The sequence below is a fragment of the Methylobacterium sp. J-068 genome (assembly GCF_022829445.1).
Lineage (GTDB): Bacteria > Pseudomonadota > Alphaproteobacteria > Rhizobiales > Beijerinckiaceae > Methylobacterium.
Map to the genome: position 1 here is coordinate 163,352 of NZ_JAKSXY010000095.1, position 18,768 is coordinate 182,119.

The following is an 18,768-nucleotide window of genomic DNA, read 5'->3' on the forward strand; positions in this document are numbered from 1 at the left end:
GCTCAGGCCCTCGCTTCGGTGAGCGCCGCGCCGAGCGTGCGCTCGGCCAGCTTCAGCTTGTAGGCGTTGTCGCGCGTCGGCTTGGCGCCGTCGAAGGCCCGCGCGGTGACCGCCTTGGCACCCCGGGTCATCTCGGCTTCGGCCGCCTCGACGCGCCAGGGCTTGTGGGCGACGCCGCCGAAGGCCACGCGGCCGCTGCCGTCCGCCTGCACCACCGCCGCCACCGAGACCAGGGCGTAGGCATAGGAGGCCCGGTCGCGGACCTTGCGGTAGATGTGCGCCCCGCCCAGCGGCTTGGGCAACGTCACCGCCGTGATGAGTTCGCCGGGCTTCAGGGTGGTGTCGACCTCCGGCCGGTCGCCGGCCAGGCGGTGGAACGCGGCGATCGGAATGGCGCGGGCGGTCCCCTTGGCGTCGATGGTCTCGACCGTGGCGTCGAGGACGCGCATGGCCACCGCCATGTCGCCCGGATGCGTGGCGATGCAGGTTTCGCTCGCGCCGATCACGGCGAGCTGACGCGAGACGCCGTCGAGGGCCGAGCAGCCGGAGCCCGGCTGGCGTTTGTTGCAGGCCTGGGCCGTGTCGTAGAAGTACGGGCAGCGGGTCCGCTGGAGCAGGTTGCCGGCGGTGGTGGCCTTGTTGCGCAATTGCCCCGAGGCGCCGGCCAGCAGGGCGCGGCTGAGCACCGCGTAGTCCCTGCGCACGCGGGCATCCGCCGCGAGATCGGTGTTGCGCACCAGCGCGCCGACGCGCAGGCCGCCCTCCGGGGTCGGCTCGATCGTGTCGAGGCCGAGGCCGTTCACGTCGACGAGGTGGGTGGGCGTCTCGATCTGCAGCTTCATCAGGTCGAGCAGGTTGGTGCCGCCGGCGATGAACTTGGCGTTCGGAGTGCGGGACACGGCGGCGGCGGCCTCGGCGGGCGTGCCCGGACGCTCGTAGGTGAAGGATTTCATGCGGGCCCCCGTGTGGTCAGATTGCCGGCGACCTCGGTCATCGCCTCGACGATGTTGGAATAGGCGCCGCAGCGGCAGATGTTGCCGCTCATGCGCTCGCGGATCTCGGCGTCCGTGACCTGCATCGGCGCATTCAGATCGGCCGTGACGTGGCTCGGGATGCCGGCCTTGATCTCGGCCAGCACCGCGACGCCCGAGCAGATCTGGCCCGGCGTGCAGTAGCCGCACTGGTAGCCGTCATGCTTGATGAAGGCGGCCTGCATCGGATGCAGGTTTTCGGGCTGGCCGAGGCCCTCGATGGTGGTGATCTCGGCGCCCTGGTGCATGACCGCCAGGGTCAGGCAGGCGTTGATGCGCCGTCCGTCGACGATCATCGTGCAGGCACCGCACTGGCCGTGATCGCAGCCCTTCTTGGAGCCGGTCAGGTGCAGGTGCTCGCGCGCCGCGTCGAGGAGGGAGGTGCGGGTGTCGAGTTCGAGGTCGCGCCGCTGCCCGTTCATCGTGAAGGACACCCGGGCGAGCACGGGCTGGTCGGTGCCGGCATTCTCGGCCCGACTGGTGCCGGGCATGGCGGTCATGGCGGCGCAGGCGGCCGTTCCCGCCATCAGGTCTCGACGACTCAATCCAATCTCTCCGGGACATATTTCTTCGGAACGGGACATGGCGTTCTCCGGGCCTGCCGTGGCAAGGCCGTCTTCGCGCGTCCGTTCGCGCGATCGGGTCTGAAAAACCTTCGGCATTCGTGGACAACGCGAAAACCCGGCGTTCGGCACCGTCGCGAGGTCGGGAAAAACCGGTGGGCTCTCTGAGCGCGGGCTCGGGTGACCGATGGTCGCGGCCTGTGCGCGAGGCGTCCCGTGACGGTGTCGGACCGGCGGCCGCACGCGCCCCTCGAGGACGGGCGCTCGCCCCTGGCGCGGCGTCGGGGCGGATCGGTGGCAGGACGATTGCAGGCCAGGACGATCGCAGGGCCGGAACCCGGCGTGACCACGATTGATTTTTTCTCTGTCCCAGACATGTTAGGTGTATGGCTCATCAGAACGATAGCGCGGCAGTTTCCATGCGGAGACAGGCAGCAACGGCGCAGTAATTTTCGAGACCCCTCCGGCATGCGTTCGGGAAAAGAGCGGTCTGCCGCGGGAATGGTTTTTGGTCGATTCTCGAATCGACGCTCGTGTGTGAAGGGTTGGCGCGAAACATCTGGGGAATACGGTCACGTGGGTCGACATCATGTCATCGCAGCGCAGGCGTCCCCGGGCGTTCTGCAGGAAACGCTCGACAGCTCGGACATCATCGGCCGATGGGAGTGGGACATCGCGCACGACCGGGTCTATGCCGGCGCGGCCGTTGCCCACCTGTTCAATCTCGAGCCGGCCGTCGCGCAGGCCGGCGCCTCCCTCTCGTCCTATCTCGCCGCGGTCCATCCGGACGATCGTGAGAAGACGAGCCAGTGCATCACCGCGAGCGCGATGGATGGCCGAACCTACGTGCAGGAATACCGCGTGCTCTCGGCGGACGGGGTCACGCGCTGCGTGCTCGCCCGGGGGCGCATCCGGCTGGATGCATCGGGACGGCCGGCATGGGGGACGGGTCTCCTGATCGACGTCACCCAGAACCGGTGCGAGACCGTGGAAACGGTGCATCAGGACCTGTTGCCCCTCGCGGCCGAGCATTGCCTGGCGATGCGCAAGGCCCTCCATGCGCTGCCCGAGCCGCTCCTGCGCCGGATGAGCGACATGCTTCTTCTGGAGATCGGCCGGGCGATGGCCCGGGCCGACAGGAACGACCAGCGAAGCCAGTTGAATTGAGGGCGTGCGCGCGTCGCGTCGGCCGGGCACCGACGGCCGGGCCGACCATCGTCAGGCCCGGTTCCAGGCGCCGCCGCTGCGGATGAGTTTCAGCGCGTCGGGGGCCGGGAGCGCCGGGCTGAAGAGGTAGCCCTGAACCTCCGTGCAGCCCTCGAGCCTGACGAAATCCAATTGCTCGCGGGTCTCGACGCCCTCGGCGGTGATGCGGGCCCCGAGACTGCCGGCCAGCATCACGATCGCCCGCACGATGGCGGCCGTCTTCGCGCCGAGCGTCTCGGTAACGAAGGAGCGGTCGATCTTCACCGTGTCGAAGCTGAAGCGATGGAGGTAGCTGAGGCTGGAATAGCCCGTCCCGAAATCGTCGAGGGCGATCCGGACCCCGAGGGCGCGCAGCCGCCGGATGCTCGCGCCCACGGCCTCCGCATCCTGCAGCAGGATCGTCTCGGTGATCTCGAGTTCGAGCCGGTGGGGGGCCAGTCCCGACCGGGCCAGGGCATGGGTGACCGTCTCCTCCATGCTGATCTGCTGGAACTGGAGCGCCGAGACGTTGACCGCGACCTTCAGGTGATCCGGCCAGGACGCCGCGGCGAGGCAGGCCTCCTTCAGGGCCCATGCGCCGAGCGAGATGATCAGACCGGTCTCCTCCGCGAGCGGGATGAATTCGCTCGGCGGAATCGCGCCCCTCAGGGGATGCTGCCAGCGCATCAGGGCTTCGAACCCCGCGATGGCTCCGGTCGAGAGTTCGACGATGGGCTGATAGTGCAGCAGGAAGCCGCCGCGCTTCATCGTACCGCGCATGTCGCGTTCCAGGGAATGCGATGCGTCCGGCCCGGACTCATGGGGCGGATCGTGAGGTGAATCGTGGAAGCGATAGGTGTTCCGGCCGGCGGCCTTGGCCTTGTAGAGGGCGAGATCGGAGCGCTTGAAGAACGCCTCCGCATCGGTCTCGCGGACCGCTCCGAAGGCGATGCCGACGCTCGCCCCCACGCTGACCCGGTTGCCGTCCAGCGCGACCGGCCGCCGGATCGCCTCGATCACGCGCTCGGCCATCCGGCTGGCATCGCCCCGATGGCGGATCGGCGCCAGGACGATGGCGAATTCGTCCCCGCCGAGGCGCGCCACGATGTCCGTTTCCCGGATGACGGCCCGGAGCCGCTTCGCGATTTGCTGCAGGAGGCGGTCGCCGGCCGGATGTCCGAGGGTGTCGTTGACGTGCTTGAAGCGATCGAGGTCGCAGGCCAGGACCGCGACGTGCGTGTCGCCCCGCTCGGGGGAGCGGATTTCCCGATTCAGCCGCTCCCAGAACAGCGTCCGGTTCGGCAGGTCGGTCAGGGGATCGTGCAGGGCCAGATGCGCGATGCGCTCCTCGTCCTGCTTGCGCCGGGAGATGTCGATGTGGGTTCCCACGACCCGGAGCGGGGCGCCGGCCCGATCGCGGCTCACGACCTTGCCGCGCGCCAGCAGCCAGACGTAGTGCCCCTGCTTGGCCCGGAGGCGGTACTCGCACGCGAAGATCGGCGTCCGGCCCTCGAAATGGTCCTGCAGCACGCGCCGCGAGCGCTCGGCGTCGTCGGGATGGATCAGGGCGTTCCAGGTGGCGATGTGCGGCCGGATCTCGCCGCGCTCGTAGTCCAGCATCGCCGCCCAGTGATCCGAGATCTCGACCTCTCCCGTCGCGACGGACCAATCCCACAGGCCGTCGCTTCCGCTGTTCAGGGCGAGGCCCAGGCGCTCCTCGCTCACCCGCAGCGCGTCCTCGACCGCCTTGCGCTCGGTGATGTCGCGCAGGGACGTCACGTAGCCCGTCGGGGCTTGCGTGATCGGGTCGCGGGCGAGGCTCTGCGAGACCTCCATGCAGAGCCACCGCCCGTCCTTGCTCCGATAGCGCTGGCAGGTGGACGCCTGGTCGATGCGGCCCCGGCTCAGGTCGTCGAGCACGCGAGCGAAGGCGTCCGCATCGTCCCCGTGGACGAAGTCGAGGGGCTTGGTTCCGACGAGTTCGTCCGGGTCGTAGCCCAGCACGGTCCTGACGGAGGGCGAGACGTACCGGCGGGTGGTGTCGAGATCCGACCAGATGATGACGTCGGTGGTGGTCTCGGCCAGGAGGCGGAAGCGCTGCTCGCTCTCGCGCAGGGCCGACTCGACCGCGTGGCGACGCGCGGCCTCCGCTTCGCTCGCGACGCGCGCCTCGTGCAGGCGCAGATGCGCCTCCACGACGAGGGCGAGATCCTGGAGCCGGCGCACCGCGCGTTCGGAGAAGTCGGGCCGCGGCCTGCGGTCCATGACGCAGAACGTGCCGATGTTGAGCCCCGCTCCGAGGGCCAGCGGCACGCCGGCATAGAAGCGGGCATAGGGTTCGCCGGTGACGAGGGGGCTCTCGGCGGAGCGCGCATCCGCGCGCAGGTCCGGGATGACCAGCGGATCCCGGCCCGTCCCCCGGATCGTCAGGTCGCAGAACGCGTCCCGGCGCGAGACGCTGCCGGCCTCGATTCCGCACCTGGCCTTGAACCAGACCCGGTCCTCGTCGACGAACTGGACGGCGCACATCGGGGTGTCGAACAGGTCCGCGGCCGTCCGGCAGACGGCATCGAGATGGGCTTCGGCGGCCGAGTCCAGGATCCGCAGGGCCCGCAGAGCCGCGAGCCGCCGGACTTCACCGCTGACATCGACCATCGCTCGCTCCCCGCACCTGCGGACACAACCTGAAAACAACTTTGATACGATTTAAGGCCAAAAATCACAGATTGATCGCTGAAAAATCGCTTCATAAGCGAAATTCTATTCTCCGGTACAGGAGGATCGTTTCGCAGGTGCTAACACCCAGGCCGGAACGGGCTTCGCTCGGAGACGGTCTCGCTCGGCCCGCGCGGCGCCATCGCGAAGCCCAGATCCGCCATCGCGAAGGACATCGACTGGTCTCGGACGATCATGAGCCTCGATGGGACCGCGAGGGCGCGATGGCTGACGAAGGAGGGCGTCCGCCGATCCGGTGGACGCCGGGCGCCTCGGGAGCCGCGATGCGGCTCCGCCGGGCTCATGGGGTTCGGTTGCGGCGGCGACGCGCAGGGGCTGGCTGAAAATTCGTGGTCGGCGCCGGTATCGTGATCGTTCGTCCCGCGCTTTGTGCACGCAACACGCGCGTCCCGGTTCCGGGACCTCGGCGTCTGATCCCGCATGCTTAAGTGACGATTGGCGAAGGCTCGGCGTTACCGGAGTGCCGCGAGGTTCGTCGTCTGGGGCGATGGTTCCAGATCACACCACAGATATGCCTTCGCCAGGGCCGTGTAACGCGACCGTCGTCCGAAGCCCAACCTCTCATGTTTCCTGCGCGGACACGCGTGCGCAATATTGTTTCTGCGTTATCCAAGTGGGATCGATCGGCGAGGATTTAACATTTATCAACTTATAGCCGGGCGCTGGATTTTTGTGGCAGTGTTCTGATATAGTTTCTCTCAACATCACAGATTGTGCGCACATTGACCAAGTCCATCAGGGCGAGCATCGATGGAAAGCTCAGACAAACCCTCGCCGATCATCGGATCTCATCGCCCTTTCGTGTCGAAGGGCTGTCGCCGGATGGGTCGGATGCGGCGCCTCTCAGTATTTCGACGCACTTGCCGGACCCCGGGGATGGTGCCATCGACTCACGAACTCTTGCTGATCAGTCCCACCGCAAAGCCTGTTCCCGCAGCAGGTTCGTACCTATGGTCCGGAGCTTCGATTTCTCGCAGAGGCGAAAATCGGATAAAACGTTCGCACCGCTGCGGTTGCGATTCGTAGAATCATTGCAAAAGACCAACTCCGAGTAAGATGGAATGTCAGACACGAACAAAGGCGGAAGTGCAGGCGAAGTCGGGCTACGCATCAAGTCGTTGCGACGCTCGGCCGGGCTGAGCCAGGCCAACCTGGGCAATGCTCTGGGTGTGACGTTCCAGCAAGTCCAGAAGTACGAGAGCGGCCGGAGCAAGATCGCGGCCGAGAAGCTTCACCAGATTGCTCAGGCTCTGGGTGTCGACATCAGCTACTTCTACGAAACGAAGCAGGGTGCCGGTCCTTCCGACAAGACCGGAGAGACGGCCCTGACGCAGGTGACCTCCGAAGGCGCGCTCTTCAAGGACTCCTTCGATCGGATCAAGGACCCGCGCGCGCGCTACCTTCTAGCGGAACTCGCGCGCGTCTTCTGCGAGATCGAGGCGGGACGATAGCCCGGCCGGAACCGCGCCGAGGGCTCCTGAGCGAACCTGACCCGCCTGCCGTGTGAGCGACGACCCGTGCCCGTCGCGCGGGATCTTTTGTCGATGGGAGGGCGGCTCCCGGTTCAGGCGGACAGGCGGGTCTCGCCGGGAGCGGCGGCCTCCGTTTCGAGGCCCAGCCGCGCGCCGACCCGCTCCGTGGTGCGCCGGATCAGGGGCGCGAGGGCCGCGATGGCGTCGGGGGACGGGAGGCGCGCCTCCGTCCGCGCGGCCTCCTCGATCTCCGCGAGCGCCCGCGCCAGGGCGCGCCCGCCGATGTTCAGGCTCATCGAGCGCAGGCCATGGGCCGCGCGGGCGACATCCGCCGCGCCCGCGGCGTCGCGCAGGGCCTCGAGGGCGGCCGGGGCATTCTCGGTGTAGAGGGCGAGGATGCGCGCGGCAAAGCCAGCACCTGCCCGCTCGGCCATGTCCGCGAGGCCGTCCACCACCTCGGTGTCGAGGAGGTCGGCGTCGTCCGACGGGCCGGCGGATCCTGCGGAAGCCCGCTCCTGTCCGGTCCCGGCCTCGCCGGTCGCCCCCTGTGGCGCGTCCAGGAAGCGCAGCAGCATGTCGCCGAGCCCGCTGAGGCTGAAGGGCTTCGTCAGCGTCCCGTCCATGCCGGCCGCGCGCCAGGCCTCGGCCGCCGCGCCCACCACGTGCGCGGTCAGGGCGACGATGGGCAGGCGCTCGGCTCCCCGCGAGGCCTCCTCGGCCCGGATCGCGGCGGCGGCCGCGTAGCCGTCGAGGATCGGCATGCTGCCATCCATGAGCACGAGGTCGAACGCGCCCGCCCGGCAGGCGTCCACGGCGGCCTGCCCGTCCTCCACCATGACGATCGCGGTGATGCCGCAGCGCGCCAGCGCCGCGCGGGCGACCTCGCGGTTCACCGCGCTGTCATCCGCCACCAGCACCCGGGCGGTGGGGAATTGCGGCAGGATCGTCCGGGCTTCCGCCGGGCGCGCGTCGCGGCGCGCGAAGTCGGTTCCGCTCGCCAGCGCCGCCAGCGCGGGCCCCCATTCCGCCTGGACCAGGGGCCAGGTCAGGAGCGCGTCGGCCCAGCCCGCCTCCAGGATGGCGGTGCCGGCGGGGTCGCCGAAGCGGGCCAGGGCCAGCACGCGGCCCAGGCCCCCGCGGCGGCGGCCCAGCGTCCGGATCGCGGCGGCGTCCGCGATCCAGTGGGCGTCCGCCTCGGCGGGCGCGCCGGGGCCGGCCGGTGCGAAGCCCGCCGCCGCGAGCCCTTCGCGCAGGCTGTCGCCCGTGGCCTCGCCCGCGACCGCCACGACGATGCGGGACGTCACGCCCGGCGCCCGCCGGGGTGCGGCGCGCGGGCTCGCGTCGGCGGCCTCCAGCGGCAATTCGGTCCAGAAAGTCGAGCCTTCGCCGAGCCGGCTGTCGACGCCGATGCGCCCGCCCATGGCGAGCGCCAGGCGCTGGGCGATGGAGAGGCCGAGGCCGGTGCCGCCGAAGCGGCGGGTGGTCGACTGGTCGGCCTGGGAGAAGGCCGAGAACAGGCCTCCGACCTTGTCGGCGGCGATGCCGATGCCGGTGTCCCGCACGCTCAGCCGCAGGCCGCCGGCGGCACCGCGCTCCAGGCGCACGCGCACCGAGCCGGCCGGCGTGAACTTCAGGGCGTTGTTGACGAAGTTGCCGAGGATCTGGCCGAGGCGCACCGGATCGCCGAGGAGGCGGGCGGGAACGTCGGGCGCCACGGTGGCGGCGAGGTCGAGGCCGCTCTCGCGGGCCTTCTCGGCGAACAGCGAGACCACGGTGTCCACGATCTCGGCCGGATCGAGGGCGACGTGCTCGAGTTCCAGCTTGCCGGCCTCGACCTTCGCGAAATCGAGGATGTCGTTGATGATGGCGAGCAGGCTCTGGCCCGACCGGGCGATGACCTCCGCGTGCCGCTTCTGGCGCTCCGGCAGGTCCGCGTCGGCCAGGAGCTCGGCCATGACCAGCATGCCGTTCAGCGGCGTGCGGATCTCGTGGCTCATGGTGGCGAGGAAGCTCGACTTGGCGTGGTTGGCCGCCTCCGCCGCCTCCTTGGCCTCGTGCAGGTCGACGGTGCGCGCCGCGACCTCGTTCTCCAGGTGCTCCATGTGCCGCGCCAGCCGGGCGTCGCGCTCGCGCAGGGCGCCGAGGAGGGCGTTGAAGGAGCGGGCCAGGACCCCGACCTCGTCGTCGCGCACGATCCGGGCCGTCCGGGCATAATCCTGGGACGCGCGCACCCCGTCCATGGTCTCGGCGAGCGCGGCGATCGGATGGGTGATCGCGCGCTGCAGCCCGTAGGACAGGAACAGGCCGAAGCCGAGGGCGAGGAGCCAGCCGAGGGCGGAGGCCTTGAGCAGGGACAGGACGCGGCCGGGCAGGTCGGTGGTGTCGGCGACGAGCACCAGGGTGCCGACCCGGCGCCCCGCCTCCAGGATCGGGACCTGGACCTGCGCGGTCCGGCTCAGGAGCAGGCCGAAGGGCGATCCGCCCTCGCCGAGGTCGACGTCGCTCACCAGCCGGACGGCGAGGCCCCGGTCGGCCAGGATCGAGCCGTCGGGACGCTCGATCCCCGCATAGACGAGGTCGCTGCGCCGGCCGATGGCGTTGAGGGTGCGCGCCGCCATCGCGGCATCCCCCGCATCGACCGCCCGCGCGCTCGCGGCGGCGAAGATCTCCGCGATGGTGCTGAGCGACTCGCGCTTGGTCTCCGCGTAGCGATGAACCTCCTGCCAGAGCGAAAAGGCCGTCGCCAGGGCGAGCGCCAGGACCACGGAGCCGAAGACCGCCAGGGCGAGCCGGGCCGCGAGGGAGCGCGCGACGCGCAGCCTCGGCGGCCGGGAGCCCGAGTGGGGAGCGGAGTCCCGAACGGAAGATCCCGGGACGAGAGAAGATGCGGGACGCGGATCGCTCATGGTCACGCAGCATAGGCGGGCTTCGTATGGATGGCCTTAACCGTCCACGCCGCGTTACGACCCGCGATCGCCGCGCCGGGCGTGAGGTTGGCGGAAAATTAAGCGTGGCCTTGTAGACGTGGCGTCCGCCCTGATCTTGCATGGATCGATCCAGGTCTGGCCTTCGTCACGATCTGTTATCCGCGCGACAGGTGCATGAGCTTGAAATGCACGCCCTGACTGCAGATCCATCGCCTCAGTCCAAGCCGTGTCGCCCGCAGGCCCGTCGATCCGTGGCCACGGGCAGGATCCGCCGATGCCGGATGGCCTCGCGGTTCGGCGCGGATCAGCGCGGAGCGATGGCGGTCGAGTTCGCGATGATCCTGTTTCCGCTCTGCATCCTCATCTTCGCGTTGCTCGAGGGCGCCCTGGTCTACTGGATCTCGTCCGCGCTGGACAATGGTCTCGATACGTCCATGCGGCAGTTCTACATCCAGGGCCAGGCCTCCTCGACGGCGCTGGTCGACGGCATTCGCGGCGAGCTGTGCCAGCAGGTGTCCCCTTTCGTGAAGTGCGAGAACCTCAAGGTCGACGTCGCGGCCTATGACAGCTTCGGCCGGATCGACAAGGCCGGCCCCGTCGACCCCTCGACGGGGACGTGGCGTGCGGGCTTCGGGGAGCAGCACGGCTGCCTGGCGAAGGGCAGCGTCGTCGTGGTTCAGGCCGCCCTGGCCCAGCAGACCTTCCAGAAGTTCGGCGCCGCCACGAGCCGGTTCAAGGATGGCAGTCAGCTGATCCTCGCGACCTCGGTGATTCAGCTCGACGGCAATTCCACGGGCAGCGCCGGTTGCTAGCCGAGGCTGTCCGTCGTGCGCGTTGCGCGGGCTCGCGGCTCCGCGCCCGGTTCGCGCGGGCGCAGGACGGCATCGCCATCCTGGAATTCGCGCTGGTGACCCCGCTCCTGCTGCTGATCTATTTCGGGACCGTCGAACTGACCACCGCCCTGCGCCATGCGCGCAAGCTCGACCTCCTGTCCCGGACGCTGGGCGACACCTTCTCCCAGCGCAACGCCCCGACCTCGGCGGAGGCCAGCGACATCTTCCAGGTCGCCTCCATCGTGATGGCGCCCCTGGACAGCGCCGGCATCCGGATGACGGTGAGCGCGGTCGGTGTGGTGGGGGACGAGGAGACGGGCTTCCTGCAGGTCTGCTCCAGCGTGGCGGCGCCGAACTCGCCGCTGCGGATTCCCGGCACCCCGGCCCCGGTGGACGCCGCGGACAGCCTCCAGCCCAGGGGAACCCGCCTCCTCCTCGTCGAGATCTCGACGGTCTACAGGCCGGTGACGGGTTCGGCCTTCTTCAAGGACGACGCGGCCGGCTTCACGATGTCGCGAAAGACCCTGTGGCCGGTCCGCTACGGGCGGCGCTACGCGAGCCAGAGCCCCGAGATCGTCATCGCCAGCGGAGCGCCCTGCCCCGTGCGCTGAGAGAACCGCAGGAGACGCGCCCTCACGGGCGCGCGTCGCCGGCCGGGAGCCGCTACTGCGTGAGCTGCGTGTCGCCGGAGCTCGGACCGACGCCCTTCGGAACCGGGATGTCGGTACTGCTGTAGCGGGCGTTGAGGATGAGGTTGGGGCCGTCGTAGAGGGTGATCATCCGCGCCACGATGACCGTGTAGTCGGACTGGTCCGCGACGGGCTTCGAGGAATCGATGATCAGGCGCCCGACGGGCAGGTAGATGGTGCCCAGCAGCGTGCGCGCGTTGTCGCTGATGATCCGGTACTCGCGCGCCGCGATCAATCCGCCCGGCGCCGGCTTCGCCAGGCCCTTCCCGTCGAGCGGCAGCAGGGACGGCAGGGGCGGCGGCGCGTTGCGGTCCTCGAAGAGCAGCAGGCCCGACATGATGCCGTCCCGGGGCGCGGTGAGGCTGATGACGCTCTTCTGGTCGAACAGCACGCCGCCGCGCACGCCCGTGAAGTAGAAGCCGGTGTTGACCCCCGTGAGGCTGGCGTGCTTGTCGACGACCAGGGGGCCGTCCTTCATGATGTAGACGCCCGGTTCCAGAGTGACGCGGGCGCCCTTCGTGATGTGCAGGCCCCCGCAATACGTGCCCGGCCGGAGGGTGACGTTGCCGCTGACGACGACCGCCCCGTAGAGGAGATTGTCGAGGCCATCGATCAGCTTCTTGGGGTTGAGCAGCATGCCGAGCAGGTTGATGCAGGATTCGGGGGTGGGGCCCTGCCGGTCGGCGAGGGGATCGCGCAGGGGCGGGCAGCCGGTGGCCGGCGGCGGCGTGAAGTTGGCGCCCGAGCCGGCGTAGCCGCCCGCCGAGCAGATCGAGAGGGCGGAGGCGACGGCCGCATTCTCCCCCTGGATGCCGGCCGGGTGCAGGGAATTCGAGTAGAGCGAGCAGTCCGAGGCGGTGATCCGGGCCGCGCTCTCGAGGTGGAACGCGCCGATCGAGAGCGCGTCGAGGGCGAGCAGGCACAGGCGCGTGGTCCCGGCGAGCTTGGCCGTGGATTGCACGCTCACGGCCACGCTCGGCATGTTGATGAGCTTGCCCAGGGAGAGGGGCACCTCCTCGGAGATCGTGACCTGGACGCCCGAATGGGTGCCGACCACCTGGGCCTTGATCAGCATCGTCCCGGGATTGGGGCTGCGCGCCTGGGCGCGGGCCATGGCTTCCGCGGTGCGGATCGCCGCCACGTCGTCGGCATTGGCGAGCTTGAACTGGTTGACCCCCGCGATGCTGGCGGTGTCGGCCGAGCGCTGGAGTTCGGCCCGGCGCTTGACCAGGGAGGCATACTCGATCGCCGCCGCGCTCAGGCCCATCAGGACCGGCATCATCAGGGCGAACAGCACGAGCACGCCGCCGCTCCTGTCCTGGCGGAATCGAGCCATGCCTGCGCGTGCCGGGGAGGTCATCATGGTTTCGTCGTGGCAGACAGTCTTATCGATTCCATGAAGCGGAGAGGGACGGGGAATGTCCTGGATATGTTCGCTCAACAAAGGCTTAAGAGTGCCTCACAAAACTCCCGACCACCGCCGATCCTCACTCTGGGCACGGCAGCGCAGCGGGAGTTTTGTGAGAGACACTGAGACGCCCGTGCGGCTTGTCGCGGGCGAGATTTATACTTTTCGTTGCATGGCGGGCTCCGATGCGGCGGCGCGACGCGGACCGAACCGGCCGATGCCCCGGCCCGGCCGACGGAACCGACCTCGTTCATCCTCCCGCTCGTCAGCCCCTTGTCAGGCCCGCCGCCCTCCCCTCATATGAGAACAGAGTGGGAACCGACGTGACGATCCGGGCGCAAGGCGAGAGACAGGGATGGATGCGCGGGAGAGCACGGTCATGACCTCCGGCGCCGCTCGCCCGGGCCGCACGCTGTTCTTCTTCGAGAAACCCTCGGCGATGCGCCAGCTCCAGCGCTTCTTCCGCTCGCCCGCCACGGTCTGCGTCGCGGCCGAGGGCCACCTGCTCGCCGCCGAGGAGCCCGGGAAGATCCGGCCCGAATGGAAGCCCTGGCACTTCGAGACCCTGCCCATCGTGCTCGACACCATCCCGGTCCGCTGCGGCACCAACCGCTCGGGCCAGTCCCATTCGGGCCGGATCGCCGCCATCGCGGCGGCCCTGCGGGGGGTCGAGCGCGTCATCATCGCCACCGATCCGGGACGCGAGGGCTCGATGATCGCCTGGGAGGTGCTGGAGCATCTCGGCTGGCGCGGGCGCGTGGACCGCCTGAAGCTCGGGGCGCTCGACGACGTCTCGATCCGCCGCGCCTTCGCCGCCCTGGCGCGGGAGCCGGATTCCGGCGCGCGCGACTACGCGGCCTACCTGGAGGCGCTCTGCCGCCAGTACGAGGATTATCATCTCGGCCTGAACGGCACGCGGGCCATCTCCCTGCGCCTGCGCCCGCCGGCCTTCCGCGAGCCCTGGCGCTTCGGCGGCGTGCAGTCACCGACGCTGGCGATTCTCGCCGACCTCGAGGCGCGCATCCGTTCGTTCGTGCCGCAGGACTTCTTCAAGGTCGCGCTGCATGCCGAGACCGGCACGGGCGGCGCCCTGACCCTGTGGCACATGCCCAAAGAGCGGATCTTCGAGCGCGCGGCGGCCGAGACGATCCGGGCGGCGGCCGCCGCCTGGTCCGGGCCGCTGGCGGTGGAGCAGCGCGACGTGCGGCGCGCGCCCCCGCGCCTGTTCTCGAAGGACACCCTGGCGCGGCGCTGCGCGAAGCGCTTCGGCTGGGACCCGCAGCACACCGCCCGCCTCGCCCAGGATCTCTACGACCAGGGCTATCTCAGCTACCCGCGCACGGAATCCGAGTCTCTGCCCGAGGGCCAGGCCGGGGACGCCGCCGCCGTGCTGGCCGCCATCGGAACCGTGATCGCCGAACTGAGCGCCCTCGTGCCGCCGGACGGGCCGGTGATCCGGCGCGGCGCCCGGGGGCACTACGTCAAGGATCCGGGCGAGCACCACGCCATCGTGCCCCTGCGCAAGGTGCCCGAGCGCGGCCGGCTCGACGCCGATCAGGCCCGGCTCTGGGACCTCGTGGCGAAGGCCTACGCCGCCGCCCACCTGCCCGACGGGATCGATGCCCGCACCGCCGTGACGGCGGAGGTGGCGACGCCGCTCGGTCCCAAACGCTTCGCCGTCACCGGCCGCGTCGTCCGGGTGCCGGGCTGGCGCGCGCTCTACGGCGCCGAGGCGGAGGCCGAGCCGGACGTCGTTCCCGGAAAGGCGAAGCCGGAGGACGAGGCCAGCGTCGCCCGCCTGCCGCGCGTGAGCGACGGCGAGGCGGCTACGGCCACGGGCGCCGAGATCGCCGAGGCGGTGACCGAGCCCCCCCGGCGCATCACCCGGGGCGAATTGCCGGTCGTGATGGGGCGCCTGATCGATCAGGTCGAGGACCCCGTGGCCCGGCGCGCCCTGGAGAATCCCGTCAACCCGAACGAGCCGAAGGGGCTCGGCACGGCGGCGACCCGCGACACGATCCTGCCCAAGCTCCTGAAGAGCCACTACGTCAGCCTCGCGGACGGCAAGGACCCGGCGATCGCGGTGACCGAGGTCGGGCTCGCCTTCATCGGGGCGGTGCGGCGGGTCTTTCCGGCCTATGGCGACCCCGTGGGGCGGGCGATGTTCGAGGCGGATCTGGCCGAGATCGGCCGGGCCACCACGCGCGACGAGGCGCGCGCGCGGGCGCAGGCTTTCCGGGAGCGCACCCGCGCGCGGCTCGACGCGCTGATCGCCGCGATCGGCCGGGCGGAGGCGGTCAGCCTCGATCCCGACGCGATCCCGCCGAACCCGAATGCGCCGGGACGGGGCGGCGACCGGGCGCCGACGCCGGCGATGATCGCCTTCGCGGTGTCGCTGGCCGCGCGCAAGGGGGTCGCGCTGCCGCGCGGATGCAGGAGCAGCCTCGTTCGCTGCCGCGCCTTCCTGGACGCCCATGCGGGACCGCGCGCCCCTGGCGATGCCGCCGCTGTCCGGGGCGCCGCGCGGCCGCCGAGCGCGGCCATGCTGGCCTATGCGCGTCGCCTCGCCGCGGAGCGTGGGCTCGCATGCCCGCCGGAGATCGAGACGCGGTTCGATGTCTGCCGTGAATTCCTGGACGCCCATGCGGCGCCGAAGGCCTCGGATTCCGTCGAGGCCGCGGGCATTGCGGAGGCCGGCCGCCTCGCGCGCGCCGCGGGCAGGGCGCGGTCCGTCAAGGCGGACGCTCCCAAGCCGCGGCGGCGCAAGGCCGGGCGCCAGCTCCGGCGCGCGTCCACGTCGTGATCGGGGGATCCCGGGCGAGTGACGCGCTCGGGTCGGCCCGTGTCAGGTGGCGGCGGGACGGCCGCGGAAGAGGCCGCCGAAGCTTTGGAACGGCAGCCAGAGAAGTTTGAGGAACGCCCGGATCGTCAGGACGGCGGCGACGGTGAAGAGCGCCAGCAGCGTTTTGATCATGGATCAGGCTCCTTTCCAAGAACCGGTCGGCCTCTGCTTGCGGCAGGAGCACCGGTCTCGACCAATGGGCTCGGAGAACAGGGCGGGATTAAGGACGCGCTCGGGTGGATGGGCTTCGAATACGCTCCGCCGCAGCGGATTTCGTCGAAACGCATTCTCCCGAACCTGTCCTCACCGCGCTCCCGGCCTCGCGTCGTTTCTCCCGATCCGGCCGGACGGCAGGGCCGCCGACGGGACGGGCGGAGGCTGAGGCCGGATTGGTTAACAAATTCTTTGACGCGCGCGCCGGGCGGATTCGGATGCGGGGGCCTGTCATGCCCGATCCGGCAATCCTTCCGGAGATGGCGGATCCCGGCTTTTCTCGAGCGGACGCGGTATCGGTCTCGTCCGGCGCGATCCCGGCCCTACCTGCCCGTCGAGCGGCACGATCCTGGCCAGGGGCGGGCGTGAACCTTCGAACCCGACGCGCAGCGAGGCGGCCCATGATTCCGGAGGGCAAGACTCCTGAGGGCGTGGTCCATCCGCCCATGACGACCCCGCGCGTCACCCTCATCGGTGTCCGCATCCAGGAGGGCGCCGGGCGCCTCGGCTGCGACATGGGGCCGAGCGCCTACCGGGCGGCGGGCCTGGCCGAGACCCTGTCCGGCCTCGGCCTCGAGATCGTCGATGCGGGCGACTTGGTTCCACGCCCGCACGTCGCGCGCGCCCATCCCAACGGGGCGCTGCGCCATCTCGGCGCCGTCGCGGCCTGGACGGAGGTGCTCGCCGAGGCGGCCCACGCGGCGAGCGGCACGGGTATCCCGATCTTCCTCGGCGGCGATCACAGCCTGTCGGCGGGCACGCTCTCGGGCCTCGGACGGCGGGCGGCCGAGGAGGGCCGGCCGCTCTTCGTGCTCTGGCTCGACGCGCACGCGGATTTCCACACCCTCGACAGCAGCACGAGCGGAAACCTGCACGGCGTGCCGCTGGCCTACGCCACCGGGCTTGCGGGCTTCGACGGCTACCTGCCGGCCCTGGCCGCGCCCGTCGATCCTGCCCATGTCTGCCTGATGGGCACCCGCAGCCTCGACCCGGCGGAACGGATCGCGGTGCGCGAGGCCGGCGTTCTGGTCCACGACATGCGCGCCATCGACGAGTCCGGCGTCGCCGCCCCCCTGCGGGCTTTCCTCCGCCGCGTCGCGGCGGCGGGCGGGCGCCTGCACGTGAGCCTCGACGTCGATTTCCTCGACCCCGGCATCGCCCCCGCCGTCGGCACCACGGTGCCGGGGGGCGCCACCTTCCGCGAGGCGCACCTGATCATGGAGATGCTGCACGATTCCGGCCTCGTCGGCAGCCTCGACCTCGTCGAACTCAACCCCTTCCTCGACGAGCGCGGGCGCACCGCGCACCTCATGGTCGACCTCGCCGCCAGCCTCATGGGCCGGCGCGTCCTCGACCGGCCGACGCAGAGCTATTGAGGGAGTGGCAGGACGAGGCGCGGGCATTGTTTCGGATCGCGCGCTGAAATCCGTTCCGGCGGCGTGCGATTCAAGCAACACGGAGACGAGGCTTCGGTTGCGGGCGGTCGAAGGTTAGGATTTCTATCAAGATCATCCTCAGATTGTATCACAACCGATCGAAAATGTGAGGATTTCGTAATTCATCTTCCCCTATATCCCGTCGGGATGATCAGGCACGTGACTTCACGAGACGACGCGATGGCGCGCGCGGCGCGGATCGACGACGAGCGGCTGGCCGCCCTCGATCGTTACGACATCCTCGACACGCCGCAGGAGGAGGGTTTCGACCGCATCACCCGCCTGACCCGCCGGATCCTCGACGTGCCGATGTCGACGATCGCGCTGATCGACGGGCATCGGCAATGGTTCAAGTCCCGCTCGGGCGTCGAGGCCTGCGAGACGCCGCGGGGGCCCGCCCTGTGCAATCTCGCGATGCACGAGCCGTGCGCCCTCGTCGTGCCGGATGCCCGCGCGGATGCCCGCTTCTCCGATAATCCCTTCGTCCTCGGCTCGCCCCATATCCGCTTCTATGCCGGCGTTCCCCTGCGCACCCCGCAGGGCCACAGCATCGGCACCCTGTGCGCCATGGACACCCGGCCGCGCCACCTGCCCGATGCCGACGTCGAGATCCTGGCCGACCTCTCGCATATCGTGATGAGCGAACTCGAACTGCGCCGCGTCGCCATGACGGACGCCCTCACCGGGACCCTGTCGCGGCGCGCCTTCCGCGACGAGTGCGGCCGCAGCCTGTCCCTGGCGCTGCGGCACCGCCATCCGCTAAGCTGCATCATGCTGGATCTCGATCATTTCAAGGCGGTCAACGACGGGCACGGGCATCCCGTCGGCGACCGCGTCCTGGCGGAGATAGCCACGGCCTGCCGCACGGAATTGCGGGCCTCGGACGTCTTCGGGCGGCTGGGCGGCGAGGAGTTCGCCGTGCTCCTGCCCCATACCGACCTGGCCTCCGCGATGACCGTCGCCGGGAAGTTGCGGGCGGCCATCGCCCGGGTCGGCGTGCCGGTTCCGGGCGGTCTCCTTCGCGTCACCGCGAGCTTCGGCGTCGCGGTCCTCGACCCCGCGGCCGCCGACCTGGACGCGCTTCTGGAGAATGCCGACGCCGCGCTCTATGCCGCCAAGGCGGAGGGCCGGGACCGCTGCGTCGCGTGGCGGCCGGTGCCGCGGCCGCAGCAGGCGGTCCGTCGGCGGGTCCTGAAGGCGGGCCGGATCGCGTTCGACGACGGCCGCCCGGTCGTCGATTGCACGATCCGCAGCCTGTCCGACGAGGGCGCCGGCCTGTCGGTGTCCGGCACGGCCGGCCTGCCCGAGACGTTCACGCTCGCCATCCCCGCCGACGGGGCCTCGCGCGCCTGCCGGATCGCGCTGAGGACCGACGGGCACCTCGACGTCGTGTTCGTCTGAAATTCCCGCGCGCGGTCCGGCGCCGGCCCGCT

Annotated in this window: 13 protein-coding genes; 7 read left to right on the forward strand and 6 right to left on the reverse strand. The window is 70.3% G+C overall.

Going from position 1 to position 18,768, the window contains the following annotated elements; genetic code table 11:
• Positions 1-2: 2 nt before the first annotated feature.
• On the reverse strand, positions 3-953 hold the full coding sequence (locus tag MKK54_RS16365; RefSeq protein WP_244012253.1) for an FAD binding domain-containing protein: 951 nt from the start codon (positions 951-953) through the stop codon (positions 3-5).
• Positions 950-1,558: an aldehyde dehydrogenase iron-sulfur subunit PaoA gene (paoA, locus tag MKK54_RS16370; protein ID WP_244012254.1), complete on the reverse strand. Its 609-nt coding sequence runs from the start codon at positions 1,556-1,558 to the stop codon at positions 950-952. The genes MKK54_RS16365 and paoA overlap by 4 nt, the downstream gene beginning before the upstream one ends.
• 504 nt (positions 1,559-2,062) lie before the next feature.
• Here paoA and MKK54_RS16375 point away from each other — a divergent pair.
• Positions 2,063-2,761, forward strand: a complete 699-nt coding sequence (locus MKK54_RS16375; RefSeq protein ID WP_244012255.1) for a PAS domain-containing protein — start codon at positions 2,063-2,065, stop codon at positions 2,759-2,761.
• Between the two features lie 51 nt (positions 2,762-2,812).
• Here the strand turns inward: MKK54_RS16375 and MKK54_RS16380 are convergent, their stop codons facing one another.
• Positions 2,813-5,434, reverse strand: a complete 2,622-nt coding sequence (locus MKK54_RS16380) for an EAL domain-containing protein (protein ID WP_244012256.1) — start codon at positions 5,432-5,434, stop codon at positions 2,813-2,815.
• A gap of 1,142 nt (positions 5,435-6,576) precedes the next feature.
• Between MKK54_RS16380 and MKK54_RS16385 the strand changes: the two genes are divergently transcribed.
• Complete coding sequence (locus MKK54_RS16385) at positions 6,577-6,966, forward strand: helix-turn-helix domain-containing protein (protein WP_244012257.1); 390 nt, start codon at positions 6,577-6,579, stop codon at positions 6,964-6,966.
• A 113-nt stretch (positions 6,967-7,079) separates the two neighbouring features.
• Here MKK54_RS16385 and MKK54_RS16390 read toward each other — a convergent pair whose 3' ends face one another.
• Positions 7,080-9,893, reverse strand: coding sequence for an ATP-binding protein (locus MKK54_RS16390; RefSeq protein ID WP_244012258.1), 2,814 nt, complete (start codon positions 9,891-9,893; stop codon positions 7,080-7,082).
• Between the two features lie 338 nt (positions 9,894-10,231).
• On the opposite strand from MKK54_RS16390, the gene MKK54_RS16395 reads away from it, so the two are divergent.
• Together MKK54_RS16395 and MKK54_RS16400 are read left to right on the forward strand one after the other, a co-directional pair.
• Positions 10,232-10,726, forward strand: a complete 495-nt coding sequence (locus MKK54_RS16395; protein ID WP_244012259.1) for a TadE/TadG family type IV pilus assembly protein — start codon at positions 10,232-10,234, stop codon at positions 10,724-10,726.
• Positions 10,720-11,358, forward strand: a complete 639-nt coding sequence (locus MKK54_RS16400; RefSeq protein WP_279597392.1) for a TadE/TadG family type IV pilus assembly protein — start codon at positions 10,720-10,722, stop codon at positions 11,356-11,358. Before MKK54_RS16395 ends, MKK54_RS16400 begins: the two co-directional genes overlap by 7 nt.
• 52 nt (positions 11,359-11,410) lie before the next feature.
• On the opposite strand, the gene MKK54_RS16405 is transcribed toward MKK54_RS16400, so the two are convergent.
• Entirely contained in the window at positions 11,411-12,772 is a 1,362-nt protein-coding gene (locus MKK54_RS16405) for a TadE/TadG family type IV pilus assembly protein (protein WP_244012261.1), read from the reverse strand.
• A gap of 451 nt (positions 12,773-13,223) precedes the next feature.
• Here MKK54_RS16405 and MKK54_RS16410 point away from each other — a divergent pair, with 451 nt between their 5' ends.
• Positions 13,224-15,647 carry a type IA DNA topoisomerase gene (locus MKK54_RS16410; protein WP_244012262.1) on the forward strand — a complete coding sequence of 808 codons (2,424 nt, stop codon included), beginning with the start codon at positions 13,224-13,226 and terminating at the stop codon, positions 15,645-15,647.
• Positions 15,648-15,689: 42 nt separating this feature from the next.
• Here the strand turns inward: MKK54_RS16410 and MKK54_RS24545 are convergent, their stop codons facing one another.
• On the reverse strand, positions 15,690-15,818 hold the full coding sequence (locus tag MKK54_RS24545) for a hypothetical protein (RefSeq protein WP_279597393.1): 129 nt from the start codon (positions 15,816-15,818) through the stop codon (positions 15,690-15,692).
• A gap of 527 nt (positions 15,819-16,345) precedes the next feature.
• Between MKK54_RS24545 and rocF the strand changes: the two genes are divergently transcribed.
• Both rocF and MKK54_RS16420 read left to right on the forward strand, forming a co-directional pair.
• Entirely contained in the window at positions 16,346-17,275 is a 930-nt protein-coding gene (rocF, locus tag MKK54_RS16415; RefSeq protein ID WP_244012263.1) for an arginase, read from the forward strand.
• 219 nt (positions 17,276-17,494) lie between these two features.
• Complete coding sequence (locus MKK54_RS16420) at positions 17,495-18,736, forward strand: sensor domain-containing diguanylate cyclase (protein WP_244012264.1); 1,242 nt, start codon at positions 17,495-17,497, stop codon at positions 18,734-18,736.
• Positions 18,737-18,768 lie beyond the last annotated feature (32 nt).